The sequence below is a fragment of the Halomonas sp. MMSF_3323 genome, assembly GCF_030733595.1.
In the GTDB taxonomy this organism is placed as follows: Bacteria; Pseudomonadota; Gammaproteobacteria; order Pseudomonadales; family Halomonadaceae; genus Halomonas; species Halomonas litopenaei.
On record NZ_JASHIT010000066.1, the window covers coordinates 1 to 16699 of the forward strand.

Here is a 16699-nt window from a genome sequence, read left to right on the forward strand (position 1 = left end):
GTGATTCACGTTGTCGGTCTTCGTCGTAGGCGGTTGCGGGGCCGGGGCAATGGCTATTTCTGGGCCGAGATGGCGGCGGCCTGAGGGCTGCGCAGCGGCTCAGGCGCCCTGCATCTGGCGATGACGCTTCTGCATCTTCTTCATCACCCGGTCACGCTTGAGCGGTGACAGGTAGTCGACGAACAGCACGCCCTCGAGGTGGTCGAGCTCATGCTGGATGCAGTGGGCCAGCAGTCCGTCGGCTTCGAGCTCGTAGGGCTCGCCGTCGCGTCCCTGAGCCTTCAGCTTTACCCGCAGCGCGCGCGGCACCTCGGCGTAGTACTCGGGGATCGACAGGCAGCCTTCCTGCATCGGTTCCCGTTCGTCCCCCAGCGGGGTGACCTCGGGGTTGATCAGCACCAACGGGGTGGACTGATCTTCGCTGACGTCGATCACGATGACTCGGCGATGCACGTCCACCTGGGTGGCGGCGAGGCCGATACCCGGTGCGGCGTACATGGTCTCCAGCATGTCATCGACCAGCTGGCGGACCTCGTCATCGACGTTTTCGACGGGCACTGCCTTGTTGCGCAGCCGCTCGTCGGGAAACTCGAGAATAGGGAGTCTGGCCATGCTGTGGTACCACCGTTATTCGTTCGGTTCGTGTTGCCCATTCTAGGACGACGCCGGGGGTGACCCTAGTCGTTGGCGCCAATGAGCGTGATAGGTCGCTACTATAACATGCCAGAATCGCCGTCGCGCACCGCCTGGAGCCGAGACGGCGAAGACCGCCAAGGCGTGTCGCGCCTGCCTGCCTATACTGCCGGCACTCGGCCAGGGAGGGCTCTGTCATGGAACTTGGCTTCGCACGCTGGATGGCGTTGAACGCACTGCCTCAGGTGGGCCCACGACGGTTGGCTCGCCTGCGCCAGTTGAACCCTGACTGGCCCGGTGGCTGGCTGGCCCGGCTGCCGCCCGGGGCCGCGGCGGAACTGCGCTTGTGGCTGGATCATCCCAGACGCAGCCCGCTGACGGCGTTGATCGAGCAGGCCGAGGCGTGGCTTGCCGGCGACGGCGGGAAAGCGCGCAGCGCTGCCAATGGAGGCCGCCTCCATGAGCGGGCCGAGGCGCGCCACCTGCTGCATCCCGATCATCCGCGCTGGCCGGCCCTGCTCGACCAGATCCCGGACCCGCCGGTGCTGCTGTGGGCGCTTGGCGATCTCGATGCCCTGGTACCGCCGAGGCTTGCCCTGGTGGGGTCGCGGCGGCCCACCCGCGAGGGTTTGGTCAATGCGCGCAGTTTTGCGGTGGCGCTGGCGGAGGCCGGCTGGTGTCTGGTCAGCGGCATGGCGCTCGGCATCGACGGTGCCGCCCAGGCGGCGGCGCTGGATCTTGGGGGGCGCAGTATCGCGGTGCTGGCCGGCGGCGTCGATGTGGTCTATCCCGGCCAGCACGGCGCCCTGTATAGGCGCCTGCGCGACGACGGGGGCCTGCTGCTGGCGGAGTCTCCCCCTGGCGTGCGGCCACGCTCGGGGGATTTTCCCCGGCGCAACCGCATCGTCACCGGGCTGTCCTGCGGTGTGCTGGTGGTGGAGGCCGCCGAACACAGCGGCTCGCTGGTCAGTGCCCGCCTGGCCGGTGAGCAGGGCCGCGAGGTATTGGCGCTGCCCGGCTCCATCCACTCGCCCCAGGCCAGGGGCTGCCTGCGGCTGATCCGCGAGGGCGCCGCCCTGGTCAGACACCCCGACGACCTGTTCGAGGAACTGGCGTGCTGGGGGCCGCGACGCGCGACCCCGCGGTGCATTGCGGCTGGTGCCGCCGATGGTCGTGTAGATAGTCCTGTAGATGGCCATTTAGATGGTCCTGTAGATAGCTCTGTCGATAATCCTCTAGACAGCGCCTCCGAACGCACCGGGGCAAGGGCCGCGCCTTCCCCCGGTCGCAAGCTGCTCGATCTGCTGAGCGCCACCCCGTTGGCGGTGGACGATCTGATGGGGCTGGCGGGCTGCGATGTGGCCGCCTGCCAGCGTGAACTGACGCTGCTCGAGATCGCAGGACAGGCCGGGCTGGTGGCCGGCGGGTGGGTGCGTCTGGATGGTGGCAAGGGCTAGCCGCCCGATGACGAGGCCCGGCCGAACAGGGTGCCAATGGCCGTGGGGGAACGGGCGGATCGCCTACGCCGGCGGCGACAGCGGCGTGCGACGCAAGTCCCGACGCCGTGCTAGCATGGCGCAACGATACTCCCTACCCTGATCTTTCGATTCGGTACCGATTCAGATAACGACCCCATGAGTGATTCCGATTCCTCCCTCGTGCCCGTCGTCGACGCCCTGCGTCGTGGCGGTGTCATTGCCTATCCCACCGAGGCCGTCTGGGGCCTGGGCTGCGATCCCGACAACGAAGAGGCGCTGACCCGGCTGTTGCGCCTGAAGCGCCGTGACCCGGCCAAGGGGGTGATCCTGATCGCCGCCACCATCGAGCAGTTTGCTCCCTGGCTCGAAGGATTGCCGGCCGACCTTCATGCGCCTCTTGTCGCCAGCTGGCCGGGCCCCAACACCTGGCTGGTGCCGGACAATGGTCGCACCCCGTCGCTGGTACGAGGCTGCCACGACAAGGTGGCGCTGAGGGTCAGCGATCATCCCGGTGTACAGGCGCTGTGTCGTGCCTTCGGCGGGCCGCTGGTGTCCACCTCGGCCAACCGGGCAGGAGAAGCGCCGGCCATGAGCGAAGCGGACATTCGGCGCATCTTCGGCAACGAGCTGGACGCGGTCGTGCCGGGAGCGTTGGGCGGCAATCCTCGCCCCAGCACCATCCGTGACCTGCTAAGCCGCGAGACCCTGCGCCACTGACATGGCTCTCGGCCTGGCCCTGGGCGCACCTTTTTACGAATCGCTTTTACTCATCGCTTTTTTTTAACAACAGGAGCAGACGTGTCCGAGCCCAATCTCGAAGAGGTCAAACGCTACCTGCTGGAATTGCAGGATCGCCTGTGCGAGGCCCTGGCCGAGGCCGACGGCGAAGGGCGCTTCCATCAAGACGACTGGGTGCGTGAGGAAGGCGGTGGTGGCCGTTCCCGGGTCATCGAGGAAGGCGCGCTGTTCGAAAAGGGCGGGGTCAATTTCTCCCACGTTCACGGCGCGACCCTGCCCCCGGCGGCCACCGCAGCACGCCCGGAACTCGCCGGGCGCGGCTTTCAGGCGGTGGGGGTGTCCTGGGTGCTGCATCCGCGTAATCCCCACGTACCCACCAGCCACGGCAATGTGCGCTTCTTCATCGCCAGTGCCGAGGGCGAGGCGCCGGTATGGTGGTTTGGCGGCGGCTTTGACCTGACGCCCTACTACCCCCAGCTTGAAGACGCCTGTCACTGGCACCGGGTGGCCCATGAGCTGTGCCAGCCGTTCGGTGACGACGTCTACGACCGCTACAAGCGCTGGTGCGACGACTACTTTTTCCTCAAGCACCGAGGCGAGACCCGTGGTGTCGGTGGTCTGTTCTTCGATGACCTCAACGAGGGGGGCTTCGACCGCTGCTTCGCGTTTCAGCGCGCGGTAGGGGATGGCTTCCTGAACGCCTATCTGCCCATCGTGGAACGTCGTCGCGATACCCCCTGGGGCGAGCGCGAACGTGAATTCCAGCTGTATCGGCGAGGTCGCTACGTGGAATTCAACCTGGTCTGGGACCGTGGCACCCTGTTTGGCCTGCAGAGCGGCGGTCGCACCGAGTCCATCCTGATGTCGATGCCGCCGCTGGCGCGCTGGCAGTACGACTACCAGCCGCAGCCCGGCTCTCCCGAGGCGGCGCTGGATGCCTATCTGGTGCCCCGGGACTGGCTTGGTGAAGAGGCCTCGAGCCAAGCGCGATGACCGTCAGCGGTCACAATGCGGCATACGACAACGTCAAGAGCGAGGTTAACCGTCCGATGAACGATCGTTACTGTGTGTTCGGCAATCCGGTGGGGCATTCGAAATCGCCGGTGATCCACAGCACCTTTGCCGAGCAGACCGGTGAATCGCTGGAATACACCGCCATCGAGGCGCCACTGGAGGACTTCGGCGGAGCCTGGCGCGCCTTTGTTGCCGAAGGCGGGCGCGGCGCCAATGTGACGGTGCCGTTCAAGGAAGACGCCTACCGGCTGTGCGACAGCCTGAGCGAACAGGCGCAGCGGGCCGGGGCGGTCAACACCCTGACGCTCAAGGCCGATGGCAGCGTCGAGGGCCACAATACCGATGGTATTGGCCTGGTGGCGGACCTGGAGCGCCAGCAGGTAAGGCTTGAGGGTGCACGTATCCTGGTGCTGGGTGCCGGAGGCGCGGTGCGCGGCGCGCTGGAAACGTTGCTGTCGCGACGTCCCGCCTCGCTGCGGCTGGCCAACCGCACCGCCGCCAAGGCCGAGGCGCTGGCGCGGGATTTCGCCGACCTGGGCCCCGTGTTGGGCGGCGGCTACGACGCCGTCGACGAGCGCTATGACCTGGTCATCAACGGCACCAGCGCAAGCCTTGCCGGGGACCTGCCGCCGCTGCCGGAGGATCTCTTCAACGAGGGGGCTGTCGCCTACGACATGATGTACGGCGCCGAGCCGACGGTGTTTCTGGCCTGGTCGGCCGAGCGAGGGGCGAGCACCAGCGATGGTCTCGGCATGCTGGTGGAACAGGCGGCGGCGGCCTTTGAACGCTGGCGTGGCGTCACGCCGGATACCGGCCCACTGCATCGAAAGCTGCGAGCAGAGCTCGACGCCGGCTGAAGCCGCTTTCGCGGACACATCGGCAGCAACGACAACGGCGCCCCTGGCTCATTGCCATGGGGCGCCGTTGTCGTTGGGCGTCGTTGTCGTCGGTCAGGAGCCGTCAGCCCCTGGTCGTCAGCCAGCAGCCGCGCGCCGCGTTTCAGCCGCGTCGACGGTAGAGCCCCAGCATGCACAGCCCCAGCCCGACCACCGACACCAGCAGGCCGCCGTTGACCAGCCAGGGGCTGCGGACGATCCAGGGAACGAAGGGCGACGGCGTGTCGCCACAGTGGCCGGCCAGGTAGTTCCAGTGGCCCTGGTCGACCAGTTCGCACTGGCGGATATCGCCGAGTTCCACAAAAAACAGGGTCAACAGCACCACAATGGGCACGACGAGCAGGATCAGGCCGAGCCTGGTGGAGGTGAGTTTCATGGCACCAACGAAGCGTGGAAGTGACAGGAGCCGAGGCCTCCAGGAATAGAGGCCTCCAGGAATAGAGGCCTCGGCGATAGATGCCCCCTTGTCAGCGGCCTGGTGACAGGCTGCAGGGCAGGGGCTGTTCTGGTTCAGGGTGCCTTGCAGCTGGGCGTCAGGCCACGGGCCTGGGCTTGCTCGTAGCGGGCCATGGCGTCGTTCATGCCCGCCTCGAGCCCGGCGATACGGTTGCCGTGTGCCGGGTGGGTGGACATCCACTCCGGCGGCTGGCCGCCGCCGGCGGCGCTCATGTTCTGCCACAGCTGGACGCTGGCGCGGGGATCGAAGCCGGCGTCGGCCATCAGCTGCAGGCCGATGGTGTCGGCCTCACTCTCGTGACTGCGCGAGAACGGCAGCAGGATGCCGTACTGGGCGCCCATGCCCATGGCCGCCATCAACTGATCGCTGCCGGTGACCCCCTGGGAGCCGAGGGCGGTACCGACCACCGACATGCCAAGCTGGGTCGCGCTTTCGGTGGAGGCGCGCTCGTTGGCGTGATGGGCCAGCACGTGGGCGATCTCGTGGCCGATGACGGTGGCCAGCTGGTCCTGGTTGGTGGCGACGTCGAGCAGACCGGTGTTGACCCCCACGTAGCCGCCCGGCAGGGCAAAGGCGTTGGCGTCCTCGGACTCGAACACCTTGACCTGCCAGTTCTGGTTGCGCTGGTCTTGCGGCAGCGCCTGGACCACGTTGCGGGTCACGCACTGCACGTACTCGAGCTGGCGCCCGTCCACGGTGGGCAGCTGCTGCTGGTACTGGTCGAAGGCCTGAGCCCCCATCTGGCTGAGCTGCTGTTCGTCCAGCAACAGCATCTGGGAGCGACCAGTGGGTGAGGTGGAACAGGCAGCAACGGTAACCATCAGGGCGCAGGCGCCCACGGCCTTCATCCAGCGCATGGGGGGTCTCCTTGTCATGATCCGCCGGGGTCGAGCCCGAGCGTGTAGAATCGGTGGCAACTGGCCTCAAGATACCCGGACTGCTGGAAGGGTCAACAGCAAAGGTAGTGCACGGCCGGTCGCTAACCAGCGACAGACCCTGACCGGCGGCCATCATTCGTTACAAGGACACCTGCCCCGATGGACACTCAACTCGCCCAGCGCCTGCTGGCCCTTCTCGATCGCGTCGAACCCTGGCTGCCCGAGCCCCGCCCTGCGGTGGACTGGCGTCGTGACGTCGCTGCGCTGTGGCAGCGCCATGCCCTCGGCGGGCAACTGGTGCCGGTGCCGCCTCGGGATGCCCTGAGCCTGGACGACCTGGTCGGGGTGGAGCGCCAGAAGCGCGAGCTGCTGGCCAATACGCGGGCCTTTCTGCGTGGCCTGCCGGCCAATCACGCGCTGCTGTGGGGCTCTCGTGGCAGTGGCAAGTCGTCGATGGTGCGCGCGCTGCTCAACACCTTGGCTGACGAAGGTCTGCGGCTGATCCAGGTGGACCGCCACGACCTGGCCGGACTGCCGCTGCTGGTGGAGCAGTTGCGTCACGAACCGGCGCGCTTCGTGGTGTACTGCGATGATCTGTCCTTCGAAGGATCCGACGACGCCTACAAGGCGCTCAAGAGTGTCCTCGACGGCACCCTGACCGGCCCCCCGGAAAACGTGCTGATCTACGCCACCTCCAACCGGCGCCACCTGATGCCGGAGCATATGAGCGACAACCAGCAGAGCCACCTGACGCCGGACGGCGAGGAGCTGCACCACGGCGATGCGGTGGAGGAGAAGATCTCGCTGTCCGACCGCTTCGGGTTGTGGCTGGCGTTTCATCCGTTCAACCGGGAGACCTATCTCGATACCTGTCGCCACTGGGTCGAGCGCCTGGGCCAGCCGCAGGACTGGGATGACGAAGCGCCGGTGGCGGCCACCCGCTTTGCCACCATGAGAGGCGGACGCAGCGGCCGCTGTGCCTACCAGTTTGCGCTGGACTGGGTAGGGGCTCGTCGCCTGGCAGAGCAAGCCTGAGGCGCTGCCGCAGGCTTGCAGGCCAGGCTCAGCAGCGAGCGAGGCATGGTCTCGACATCCGGCAGCATGCGTGCACGAAAACGCCCGGTTCCTCTGGCGAGGGACCGGGCGTTTCGTTGTCGTTCAACACCAGGGGCGAAAGAGCGGCGAGTGACGCCGGTGACGCTTAGCGGCGGCTCTTGCGCGCCTCCTTGGTGCGCCCCAGTTCGCGCTTCTTGGCCTTTTCCTTGTCGGAGGCTTCGGCCAGACGGTCGTAGGGGTTCTTGCCGGAGCGGAACTCGAAGCGCATCGGCGTGCCACGGACCTTGAGCACCTTGCGGAAGGTGTTGGTCAGGTAGCGCTTGTAGGCTTCGGGCAGCTTGTCGGTCTGGTTGCCGTGGACCACGATGATCGGCGGATTGCTGCCGCCCTGGTGGGCCATGCGCAGCTTGATCCGGCGGCCGTGGACCATCGGCGGCTGGTGCTGCTCGACGGCGTCCTGCAGCAGCGTGGTCAGACGGTTGGTCGACCAGTGGCTGTTGGCGGAGGCGAAGGCGCGCTCCAGCGACGGGTACAGGTCGCCCACGGCGGTGCCGTGCAAGGCCGAGATGAAGTGCAGCTCGGCGTAGTCGGCGAAGCCCAGACGGCGCTTGATCTCGGCGCGCATCTTGTCCTTGGCCTCGCTTTCCAGGCCGTCCCACTTGTTGACCGCCAGTACCAGCGCGCGGCCCGAGGTCAGCACATAGTCGAGCAGGTGCAGATCCTGCTCCACCAGGCCGGTGCGGGCATCGAGCACCATGATCGCGACGTGGCACTCCTTGATCGCGTCCAGGGTCTTGATGATCGAGAACTTCTCGGCCACCTCGGTGACGTTCTTGCGCCGCCGGACGCCGGCGGTATCGACCAGTACGTAGGGCTTGCCGCGACGCTCGAAGGGGATCTCGATGGCGTCGCGGGTGGTGCCGGCCTCGTCGAATACCACCACCCGGTCCTCGCCCAGCAGGCGGTTGACCAGGGTCGACTTGCCCACGTTGGGACGACCGATGACACCGATCCGGATACCCTTGCTGCCGGTATCCGCGGGGATGTCCATGTCGCGCTCGGGGAACGGCGAGAGCACCTCGTCGATCAGCGCGGTGACATTACGGCCGTGGGCCGCTGCGATGGGCCGGGGATCGCCGAGACCGAGCTGCCAGAAGTCGGCCATGGCCGAGTGTTCCTCGAGGCCGTCGGTCTTGTTGACCACCAGCCAGGTCTTCTTCTGGTTGACCCGCAGGTGGTTGGCGATGGCCTCGTCGGCGACATTGAGGCCGGCACGCGCGTCCACCAGGAACAGCACGATGTCGGCTTCGTCGATGGCCTGCAGCGACTGTTCGGCCATGGCCGCGTCGATGCCTTCCTCGTCACCGCTGATGCCGCCGGTGTCGATGACGGTGTAGGCCTTGTTGCCGAGCATACCGTTGCCGTACTTGCGATCCCGGGTGAGGCCGGGGAAATCGGCCACCAGGGCGTCGCGAGAGCGGGTCAGGCGGTTGAACAGGGTCGACTTGCCCACATTGGGCCTGCCGACCAGTGCGATCACGGGGGTCATGGGCGGATGTCCAGAGCCTCCAGGCTTCCGTCATTGGCCAGGGCGTACACGCGCTTGCCGTCGGTGAGAGGGCGCACGCTGATGCCTGAGCCGTCAATATGGGTGCGGCCGACCAGGCGTCCGCTGCTGGCGTCGATAAAGTGCACATAGCCTTCGGCGTCGCCGAGCACGATGCGGCCGTCGGCGAAGGCCGGGGCGGTCACCGAGCGACCGTAGAGGTCCTCCAGGCGCCACAGCTCGTTGCCGCTGTTGGCGTCGAAGGCGATCAGGCGGCTGGCCTCGTCGACCACGTAAAGCGTCTCGCCCACCAGCACCGGGGTGTGGTAGCTGGACAACGGCGTCGACCACAGGGTCTCGCCGCTCTGGGCGTTGAGCGCCACCAGGCGACCATTGAAGCTGGTCACGAACAGGCGGCCGTCCGGAGTCAGCACCGGCTGGCCGGCCAGGTCGACCAGACGGTCGATGTCATTCATGCCGGTGGCCACGGCGATGGTGCGCTCGGAGATCTGCTGGCCCGAGCGGTTGTCGATGATCGACAGACGGCCGTTGGCAAAGCCGGCGAAGGTCACCTGATCGATGGCGGTGGGGGTGCCGGTGCTGCGCAGGGTCAGCGACGGCATATTGGCGCTGAACACCCACTGGCGGTCACCGGACAGGCGATCCAGGGCGGTCACGGTGCCGTCCACCGCCTGCACGATCAACAGCTGGGTGGTCGGCTGGGGCGCGGCCAGCACTTCGCTGGGCACACGGGTACGCCACTTGACCCGGCCATTGCGCTGGTCGAGGGCGACCACCTCGCCATTGCGGGTGGCGAGGAACAGATCGCCGTCCACTGCGGTGATACCGCTGGAGATCGGTGAATCCAGTTCGGCTTCCCATTGGGTGTCGCCGTTGGCGGTGTTGAACGCCTCGACCAGGCCTTCCTCGTCGGCGGCGAACAGGGTGGAACCGGCCAGGGCGGGTTCGATGGGGTAGGTGGCCTCACCCAGGCCTGCGCCCACGCCTTCGCTCCAGCGGGTTTCGACCCGGGTGGACTCGGCGAAGTCCTTGAGCTCCTTGGGCGGATACTGGGGCTCGGACTTGCTGGCGCAGCCGGTCAGCAGGGCGGTCAGGGTGACGGCGGTCGCCAGGGCGATCCGGGTTCGGTTAAACGGGGTCTTCATAGGGTGGCCTCCTGATCACCGAGGTCGTCGAGCTTGAGCGAGATACCGTAGAGCGGCTGACCGCTTTCTTCGGCCAGTGACTGGGCGCTCTGCCAGGCCTCGGCGGCCTGGTCGTGCTGGCCGGTGGCGTGGTAGATGTCGCCGCGCACGTTGTCGCGCTGGGCGGCCAGGGCCTCGGGGATGTCACCGTCGAGGGTGGCAAGGGCGGTCTCGTGGTTGCCCTCGGCGCTCTGCAGGCGCGCCAGGCGCAGGCGGGCGAGGCCGGTCAGGTAACCATCGTCGCTGCCCTCGATGAGGGTCTCCAGCGACTCGCGGGCGCCCTCGACATCGCCTGCGTCGACCTCCAGGCGGGCCTCGAGCAGCAGCGCAAGCTCGCTGTACAGGGTGCCGTCGTGGTCTTCCTGCAGGGTGTCGACCAGCCCCTGGGCCTGGGCCAGGGCCCCGTCGTCGAGGCTGTCGCGGCTGGCCAGGTCAAGAAGCTGCTGGTAGCTGCTGGAGGCGGCCACGGCCTGCCCCTGCTGGTAGTCCTGCCAGGCGTTCCAGCCGAACACGCCAGCGGCGGCCAGTACCGCACCGGCGAGCAGCGAGGTGCCGTTTTCCTTCCACCAGCGCTTGATCGCCTCAAGCTGTTCTTCTTCGGTTCTCAGCTCCGCCACGGGCGGTCTCCTTCTAATGGTCGTGCCGTCACTCGGACAGCAGGCTCGTCAGGGTGGTGGCCAAGGACGCTTGCTCGACCACGCGTTGTTCGCGGTCGTCACGCAGGAACTTGATCGCCACCTGGCCGTTTTCACGTTCGTTTTCGCCGATCAGCAGGGCGAGGCGGGCATCGCTGCGATCGGCCTTCTTGATGCGGCTCTTGAAGCTGCCGCCGCCACAGTGCAATTGCACGCCAAGGGCCGGCAGTTCATCGCGCAGGCGCTCGGCCAGGGCCATGGCGTCGCCGTCGGTGCTGGCGTCCATGCCCAGCACGTAGGCGTCGAGCGGGGCGCGGGCCTCCTGCGGCACGATGTCCAGGGTCTCGAGCAGCAGGATCAGACGCTCGATGCCCATGGCGAAGCCCACCGCCGGGGTCGGCTTGCCGCCGAGCTGCTCGACCAGGCCGTCGTAGCGTCCGCCGGCGCACACGGTGCCCTGGCTGCCGAGGGCGTCGGTGGTCCACTCGAACACGGTGCGGCAGTAGTAGTCGAGACCGCGCACCAGGCGCGGGTTGATCACGTAGTCGATGCCGGCGGCGTCGAGTCGCGCGGTCAGCGCCTCGAAGTGCTCGCGGGACTCCTGATCCAGGTGATCCATCAGCTGGGGCGCCTGGCTCAGCATCTCGGCCATGGCCGGATTCTTCGAGTCGAGGATACGCAGCGGGTTGCTGGTCAGGCGGCGCAGCGAGTCCTCGTCGAGGACCTCGCGGTGCTGCTCGAAGTAGGCCACCAGGGTATCGCGGTAGGCCGCGCGCGCCTCGTTGGAGCCCAGCGAATTGAGCTCCAGGGTGACGTGATCAAACAGGCCGAGCTGCTTCCATAGACGCGCCGACAGCAAGATGACTTCGGCGTCGATGTCCGGGCCTTCCAGGCCGTAGGTCTCGACCCCGACCTGATGGAACTGACGGTAGCGGCCCTTCTGCGGGCGCTCGTGGCGGAACATCGGGCCGGTGTACCACAGCCGCTGGGTCTGGTTGTACAGAAGGCCATGTTCCATCGCCGCGCGAACCGCGCTGGCGGTGCCCTCGGGGCGCAGGGTCAGGCTGTCGCCGTTGCGGTCCTCGAAGGTGTACATCTCCTTCTCGACGATGTCGGTGACCTCGCCGATCGAGCGGGCGAACAGGGCCGTCTGCTCGACGATAGGGGTACGGATCTCGTTGTAGCCGTAGCGCTTCATCAGCGCCTGAACCTGGGACTCGAAGTACTGCCACACCGGCGAGGCGTCGGGCAACAGGTCATTCATGCCACGGATGGCCTGGATCTTCTTGCTCAAAACTTGCTCCTTGGTCTCGCCGTAGTCACGGCCCTCGCCCGGCCTCACCGGGCGAGAGCGTTACAGGCGAGCGATGACGTCGCGTTCTGTCGCTTCCTTCTCGGCGACCTTCTGGCGAATCAGCGCCTCGAGATCGTCGACCAGGTGGTCATTGCGCAGTTTGCTGGCGGGCTTGCCGTCGATGTAGACGAGGTTGGCCGGGGTGCCGCCGGTCAGACCCAGATCGGCTTCCTTGGCCTCGCCGGGGCCGTTGACCACGCAGCCGATGACGGCCACGTCCAGCGGCGTCATCACATCCTCGAGGCGCTCTTCGAGGGCGTTCATGGTGCTGATGACGTCGAAGTTCTGACGCGAACAGCTTGGGCAGGCGATGAAGTTGATACCCTTGGCCCGCAGGCGCAGGCTCTTGAGCATGTCAAAGCCGACCTTGACCTCTTCGACCGGATCCGCTGCCAGCGATACCCGGATGGTGTCGCCGATACCGTCCATCAGCAGCATGCCAAGGCCGATGGAGGACTTGACGGTGCCCGAACGCAGACCGCCTGCCTCGGTGATACCCAGGTGCAGCGGCTGCTCGATGCGTGAGGCCAGGTCACGGTAGGCGGCCACCGCCATGAACACGTCGGAGGCCTTGACGCTGACCTTGAAGTCGGGAAAGTCGAGGCGATCCAGGTGATCGATATGGCGCATCGCCGATTCGACCAGGGCCGCCGGCGTCGGTTCCCCGTACTTCTTCTGCAGGTCCTTCTCCAGCGAGCCGGCGTTGACGCCGATACGGATCGGGATACCGTTGTCACGGGCGGCGGAGACCACCGCCTGGACGCGGTCTTCACGGCCGATATTGCCGGGGTTGATGCGCAGGCAGTCGACGCCGAGCTCAGCCACGCGCAGGGCGATGCGGTAGTCGAAGTGGATGTCGGCCACCAGCGGCACCTGGGTGCCCTGCTTGATGCGACCGAAGGCCTCGGCGGCGTCCATGGTCGGCACCGAGACGCGCACGATATCGGCGCCGGCCTGTTCGAGGGCACGAATCTGGCCAAGGGTGGCCTCGACGTCCAGGGTGTCGGTGTTGGTCATGCTCTGCACCGAGATGGGAGCGTCGCCCCCGACCGGTACCGAACCGACATGAATCTGGCGTGACTGGCGTCTTTTGATCGGTGAGTGCGAATGCATGGCGATCAATCACTCTCCCAGGGTAAAGCGGGCGACATTGTTTCTGCCGGCACGCTGTTGCAGGTCGACGGTTTCTCCGCCCCACAACAACTCCACGCCGGTGGCGTTGCCGACAGTCATGCGGAAGGGCGGCTCGCCCTCCACGGTGGCTTCGGTGCCCGGTGACTGCAGGCCGACGAAGACACGGGTATTGGTGCTGTCGAAGATCTCGGTCCAGGACTGCTCGTTGAAGGTCAGCTTGAGGATACGACGGCTGTCGGCAGCCGGCGCGGCCTCATCCTCGGTGCCCTGTGCATCGTCGGCGCTAGCTGTCTGCTCGGCGCTGGCGTCGTCGGCACCAGCGCTTGCAGCTTGGTCGGTGCTGTCGTTGGCGCTGTCGTCAGCGGGCTCGCTGGCTTCGGCGGCAGCCGCTTCGGTGGCCGCCACGGTGCTCGGCGTCGAGGCGCCAGGCTCGGCGCCGGCGCTTTCTGCAGCGCTGTCGGCGGAGGCCTGCTCGCCATCGACCAGTCCCATCTCGCTGTCCTCGGCGGGCAGCGGGGGCAGGTTGTCGTCGCCCTCGGTGCCCTCGTCGCTGACCGCGGCGTTGCCGTCGATGGTGTCCACCGAGACCGGGCCGTTGTCGCTGACCTCGGGCGGCTCGCTGCCACCACGGCTCTGCCACCACATCAGGGTCAGCCCGATCAGGCCGGCGATGACCACCAGGGTCATCAGCCGAAACAGCCAGGCGCCCAGGCGCGAGGGGGGCTTGTTGATGTACACCGGGGTGACCTTGCGCTCGACTTCCTCGTTGCCCATGCGCGCTTCATACAGCGCCATCACCCGGCCGACATCGACGCCGAGCAACTGGGCGTAGCTGCGCAGGTAGCCGCGTCGGTAGGTCACCACCGGCACTTCATCGTAGTTGTCGATCTCCAGCCCCTCGATCACGGCGGGACGGAGGTTGAGGGCTGCCCCGACTTCCTCGCGGGTCAGCCCCTGGCTCTCTCGTTCATGGCACAGCAAGGCGCCGGGAGAGGCGTCCCCGGAGGGCGTTTTGGACAAGGAGACCTCGGAGTCGGTGTACTGACTGTCGCTCATGGCTGAGCTTCCTTCATCGTGTAAACAGTGATCAAAGCGCGCGTGAAGGCTGGTCGGGTTCGGCCGATGTCCGGGCGCCGGTGTCGGCGTCTCCCAGGCTAGCGGCAAGCTGCCTGGCGGCGGTGGTCCATCCCGCCTGGCTCACGAAGCGATCCAGCTGTGATCGGGCGCGCATAAGGTTGCCCTGTGCGTATTCCAGTTCGGCGAGGGTCAAGTGGCTCGCGGGCAGGCTCGAGTCGATGCGTTGGGATCGCTCCAGCGCCGCCCTGGCCGTCTCGACCTCGCCGAGTTCCCACCGGCAGCGTCCCAGGTTGGCAAACAGCTGGGCCCGGTGGGCATAGTGTATATCGTGACTGGCCTGTTCAAGCTGCTCGCAGGCCTCACCGGTTTGCCCCCGATCATACAGGAAGGCGGCGTAATTGTTGCGTGCCCGGGTGAAGTTCGGGTCTTCATCGAGGGCGCGTCGAAAGAACTCGTCCGCCAGCGCCGCTTCCCCCTGGCGTTGGTGAATCAGTGCCAGGGCCTGCAGCGCGGCGGCGTCATCGGGATCGAGCGAGACGGCGCGATCGAGTGCCGCCGTGGCGCGGGGAAGGTTGCCCTGGCGCAGGTAGGCTTCGCCGAGGTTGCGATAGGCGACGGCGGGGGACTCGTCGGACTGGGGCACGGCGACGGCGCAGCCGGCAAGCGTCAGCGTCAGGGGGAGCGCGATGGCCAGTCCGATGACCAGGCCGCGCAGGCCGGCGCTTGAGCTGTCTGCCTGGCACGTCATGGCGTTGTCGTACTCCCGCTGCTTGGCCGTGGCGGGAAGGCGTCTGGCGACACCCGCCCGTGGGCAGGAAAAGGCCCGAATATCAAAGCGCCGTGCCGGAATGAAGTCAAGACGGCAGGGTCAGTCGGCGTCGATCTGGATCGACTGAATGTAGCGTTCGTGACGACGCGTACGATCCTTGACCCGTCCTACCAGCTGGCCGCAGGCGGCGTCGATGTCATCGCCCCGGGTCGAACGGATCGGCGCGGTATGACCCAGTTCGTAGAGCCAGCGCTGGAAGCGCATCACCTGGTTGCGGGAGGGCTTCTCGTAGCCGGAATGGGGGAAGGGGTTGAAGGGGATCAGGTTGATCTTGCAGGGCAGTTCCTTCAACAGTTCCGCCAGTTCACGGGCATGCTCCTGCTGGTCGTTGACGTCCTTGATCACCGTGTATTCGATGGTGACCTGGCGGGTGTCATCGCACTTGGCCAGATAACGGTGGCAGGCGTCCAGCAGTGAGCGGATGTTGTACTTGCGGTTGAGCGGTACCAGTTCGCTGCGCAGCGCATCATTGGCGGCGTGCAGCGAGATCGCCAGGCTGACGTCGAGTTCGTCGCCCAGGCGGTCGAGCATCGGTACCACCCCGGAGGTGGACAGGGTGACACGGCGTTTCGACAGGCCGTAACCCTGATCGTCGAGCATCAGCTTCATCGCCGGCACGACGTTGTCGTAGTTCATCAAGGGTTCGCCCATGCCCATCATCACCACGTTGGTGACCGGACGATTGGCGCTGTCCTTGCGTGAGCCGCCACTGTTGGAGGCGACCCATACCTGGCCGATGATCTCGGCGCTGGTGAGGTTACGCTGAAAGCCTTGCTTGCCGGTGGAGCAGAAACTGCAGTCCAGCGAGCAGCCGACCTGGGATGACACACACAGGGTGCGGCGCTTGCCGTTGTCGGCGGGGATAAGCACGGTTTCGACGTAGCTGCCGTCCTCGACCTCCACTACCCACTTGCGCGTCCCGTCCTTGGAGGCGCCTTCATAGACGACCTTGGGGCCGCGTACCTCGGCGGTTTCCTCGAGGCGTGCGCGCAGCGCCTTGGACAGGTTGGTCATGGCGGCGAAATCGTCGACGCCTTCGTGGTGAATCCATTTCATCACCTGGGCGGCACGGAACTTCTTCTCGCCGATGGAGAGGAAGAAGGCTTCCATCTCTTCTCGGGTCATGCCGAGCAGGTTGACGCGTTGGGGAGCAGCGGTGGTGGTCATGGCAGGTTCAGCGGGTCGGTGGGCAGAAAGGAGCGAACGGATGCCAGGGGCATCCGTTCACCGATGGGGCCGCAATCACGAGGGTCGGACCCCGACGCCCTTAGCGCGGGCAGATCTCGTCTGCGCCGAAGAAGTAGCTCACTTCGCGCTCGGCGGACTCGGGGGAGTCGGAGCCGTGGACGGCATTGGCGTCGATGGAGGAGGCGAAGTCGGCGCGGATGGTGCCGGCGTCGGCTTCCTTCGGGTTGGTGGCGCCCATCAGCTCGCGGTTCTTGGCGATGGCGTTGTCACCTTCCAGCACCTGCACCACGACCGGACCAGAGGTCATGAAGGACACCAGGTCGCCGAAGAAGGGGCGTTCCTTGTGCTCGGCGTAGAAGCCTTCGGCCTGCTCCTGGGACAGGTGAACCATCTTGGCGGCGACGACCTTCAGTTCGGCCTTCTCGAAGCGCGTGATGATCTCGCCGATGACATTCTTGGCGACGGCGTCGGGCTTGATGATGGACAGAGTGCGCTCTGTAGCCATGAAACTCTCCAGTAGTTGGGCCCAGGAAGTGGGCATGGATGCCAGGTAGATGGCGTGGGGGGGGGGGGGGGGGGGG

At 66.6% G+C, this 16699-nt stretch carries 17 protein-coding genes; 5 read left to right on the forward strand and 12 right to left on the reverse strand.

Annotation, left to right across the window (positions count from 1 at the left end; genetic code table 11):
* Positions 1–99 precede the first annotated feature (99 nt).
* On the reverse strand, positions 100–612 hold the full coding sequence (def, locus tag RBB39_RS22020) for a peptide deformylase (RefSeq protein WP_045992735.1): 513 nt from the start codon (positions 610–612) through the stop codon (positions 100–102).
* A gap of 218 nt (positions 613–830) precedes the next feature.
* On the opposite strand from def, the gene dprA reads away from it, so the two are divergent.
* From dprA to aroE, 4 genes are all read left to right on the forward strand, one after another.
* On the forward strand, positions 831–2090 hold the full coding sequence (gene dprA / locus RBB39_RS22025) for a DNA-processing protein DprA (RefSeq protein ID WP_045992736.1): 1260 nt from the start codon (positions 831–833) through the stop codon (positions 2088–2090).
* Positions 2091–2267: 177 nt separating this feature from the next.
* A complete protein-coding gene (locus RBB39_RS22030) occupies positions 2268–2828 on the forward strand; it encodes an L-threonylcarbamoyladenylate synthase (protein ID WP_045992737.1) in 561 nt (186 codons plus the stop codon).
* A gap of 81 nt (positions 2829–2909) precedes the next feature.
* Positions 2910–3842, forward strand: coding sequence for an oxygen-dependent coproporphyrinogen oxidase (gene hemF / locus RBB39_RS22035; RefSeq protein ID WP_045992738.1), 933 nt, complete (start codon positions 2910–2912; stop codon positions 3840–3842).
* Positions 3843–3898: 56 nt separating this feature from the next.
* Positions 3899–4720 (forward strand): shikimate dehydrogenase, encoded by an 822-nt coding sequence (gene aroE / locus RBB39_RS22040; RefSeq protein WP_045992778.1) that lies wholly within the window; start codon positions 3899–3901, stop codon positions 4718–4720.
* Positions 4721–4862: 142 nt separating this feature from the next.
* On the opposite strand, the gene RBB39_RS22045 is transcribed toward aroE, so the two are convergent.
* Together RBB39_RS22045 and RBB39_RS22050 are read right to left on the reverse strand one after the other, a co-directional pair.
* A complete protein-coding gene (locus RBB39_RS22045; RefSeq protein WP_045992739.1) occupies positions 4863–5135 on the reverse strand; it encodes a hypothetical protein in 273 nt (90 codons plus the stop codon).
* 134 nt (positions 5136–5269) lie between these two features.
* Entirely contained in the window at positions 5270–6073 is an 804-nt protein-coding gene (locus RBB39_RS22050; protein WP_045992740.1) for a M48 family metallopeptidase, read from the reverse strand.
* Between the two features lie 180 nt (positions 6074–6253).
* Between RBB39_RS22050 and RBB39_RS22055 the strand changes: the two genes are divergently transcribed.
* Complete coding sequence (locus tag RBB39_RS22055; protein WP_045992741.1) at positions 6254–7129, forward strand: ATP-binding protein; 876 nt, start codon at positions 6254–6256, stop codon at positions 7127–7129.
* Between the two features lie 166 nt (positions 7130–7295).
* On the opposite strand, the gene der is transcribed toward RBB39_RS22055, so the two are convergent.
* The 9 genes from der to ndk form a co-directional block, all read right to left on the reverse strand.
* Positions 7296–8699, reverse strand: coding sequence for a ribosome biogenesis GTPase Der (gene der / locus RBB39_RS22060; protein ID WP_045992742.1), 1404 nt, complete (start codon positions 8697–8699; stop codon positions 7296–7298).
* Positions 8696–9862: an outer membrane protein assembly factor BamB gene (gene bamB, locus RBB39_RS22065; RefSeq protein ID WP_045992743.1), complete on the reverse strand. Its 1167-nt coding sequence runs from the start codon at positions 9860–9862 to the stop codon at positions 8696–8698. Before bamB ends, der begins: the two co-directional genes overlap by 4 nt.
* Positions 9859–10518, reverse strand: a complete 660-nt coding sequence (locus RBB39_RS22070; RefSeq protein ID WP_045992744.1) for a tetratricopeptide repeat protein — start codon at positions 10516–10518, stop codon at positions 9859–9861. The genes bamB and RBB39_RS22070 overlap by 4 nt, the downstream gene beginning before the upstream one ends.
* 28 nt (positions 10519–10546) lie before the next feature.
* The gene (gene hisS, locus RBB39_RS22075) at positions 10547–11830 is read right to left on the reverse strand and encodes a histidine--tRNA ligase (protein ID WP_083970396.1); all 1284 of its coding nucleotides are present in this window, start codon (positions 11828–11830) and stop codon (positions 10547–10549) included.
* 60 nt (positions 11831–11890) lie between these two features.
* Positions 11891–13003: a flavodoxin-dependent (E)-4-hydroxy-3-methylbut-2-enyl-diphosphate synthase gene (gene ispG / locus RBB39_RS22080; RefSeq protein WP_045992780.1), complete on the reverse strand. Its 1113-nt coding sequence runs from the start codon at positions 13001–13003 to the stop codon at positions 11891–11893.
* 9 nt (positions 13004–13012) lie between these two features.
* Positions 13013–14080 carry a RodZ domain-containing protein gene (locus RBB39_RS22085; RefSeq protein ID WP_045992745.1) on the reverse strand — a complete coding sequence of 356 codons (1068 nt, stop codon included), beginning with the start codon at positions 14078–14080 and terminating at the stop codon, positions 13013–13015.
* Positions 14081–14111: 31 nt separating this feature from the next.
* On the reverse strand, positions 14112–14849 hold the full coding sequence (gene pilW, locus RBB39_RS22090; protein WP_052704343.1) for a type IV pilus biogenesis/stability protein PilW: 738 nt from the start codon (positions 14847–14849) through the stop codon (positions 14112–14114).
* 120 nt (positions 14850–14969) lie between these two features.
* Positions 14970–16097, reverse strand: coding sequence for a 23S rRNA (adenine(2503)-C(2))-methyltransferase RlmN (gene rlmN / locus RBB39_RS22095; RefSeq protein ID WP_108131248.1), 1128 nt, complete (start codon positions 16095–16097; stop codon positions 14970–14972).
* A 100-nt stretch (positions 16098–16197) separates the two neighbouring features.
* A complete protein-coding gene (ndk, locus tag RBB39_RS22100; RefSeq protein WP_045992747.1) occupies positions 16198–16623 on the reverse strand; it encodes a nucleoside-diphosphate kinase in 426 nt (141 codons plus the stop codon).
* Positions 16624–16699: the final 76 nt, after the last annotated feature.

Coding starts and splice junctions, on each gene's coding strand:
- def (WP_045992735.1), bottom strand. CDS start 612: ATGGCCAGACTCCCTATTCTCGAGTTTCCCGACGAGCGGCTGCGCAAC.
- dprA (WP_045992736.1), top strand. CDS start 831: ATGGAACTTGGCTTCGCACGCTGGATGGCGTTGAACGCACTGCCTCAG.
- RBB39_RS22030 (WP_045992737.1), top strand. CDS start 2,268: ATGAGTGATTCCGATTCCTCCCTCGTGCCCGTCGTCGACGCCCTGCGT.
- aroE (WP_045992778.1), top strand. CDS start 3,899: ATGAACGATCGTTACTGTGTGTTCGGCAATCCGGTGGGGCATTCGAAA.
- RBB39_RS22045 (WP_045992739.1), bottom strand. CDS start 5,135: ATGAAACTCACCTCCACCAGGCTCGGCCTGATCCTGCTCGTCGTGCCC.
- RBB39_RS22050 (WP_045992740.1), bottom strand. CDS start 6,073: ATGCGCTGGATGAAGGCCGTGGGCGCCTGCGCCCTGATGGTTACCGTT.
- RBB39_RS22055 (WP_045992741.1), top strand. CDS start 6,254: ATGGACACTCAACTCGCCCAGCGCCTGCTGGCCCTTCTCGATCGCGTC.
- der (WP_045992742.1), bottom strand. CDS start 8,699: ATGACCCCCGTGATCGCACTGGTCGGCAGGCCCAATGTGGGCAAGTCG.
- bamB (WP_045992743.1), bottom strand. CDS start 9,862: ATGAAGACCCCGTTTAACCGAACCCGGATCGCCCTGGCGACCGCCGTC.
- ispG (WP_045992780.1), bottom strand. CDS start 13,003: ATGCATTCGCACTCACCGATCAAAAGACGCCAGTCACGCCAGATTCAT.
- RBB39_RS22085 (WP_045992745.1), bottom strand. CDS start 14,080: ATGAGCGACAGTCAGTACACCGACTCCGAGGTCTCCTTGTCCAAAACG.
- pilW (WP_052704343.1), bottom strand. CDS start 14,849: ATGACGTGCCAGGCAGACAGCTCAAGCGCCGGCCTGCGCGGCCTGGTC.
- rlmN (WP_108131248.1), bottom strand. CDS start 16,097: ATGACCACCACCGCTGCTCCCCAACGCGTCAACCTGCTCGGCATGACC.
- ndk (WP_045992747.1), bottom strand. CDS start 16,623: ATGGCTACAGAGCGCACTCTGTCCATCATCAAGCCCGACGCCGTCGCC.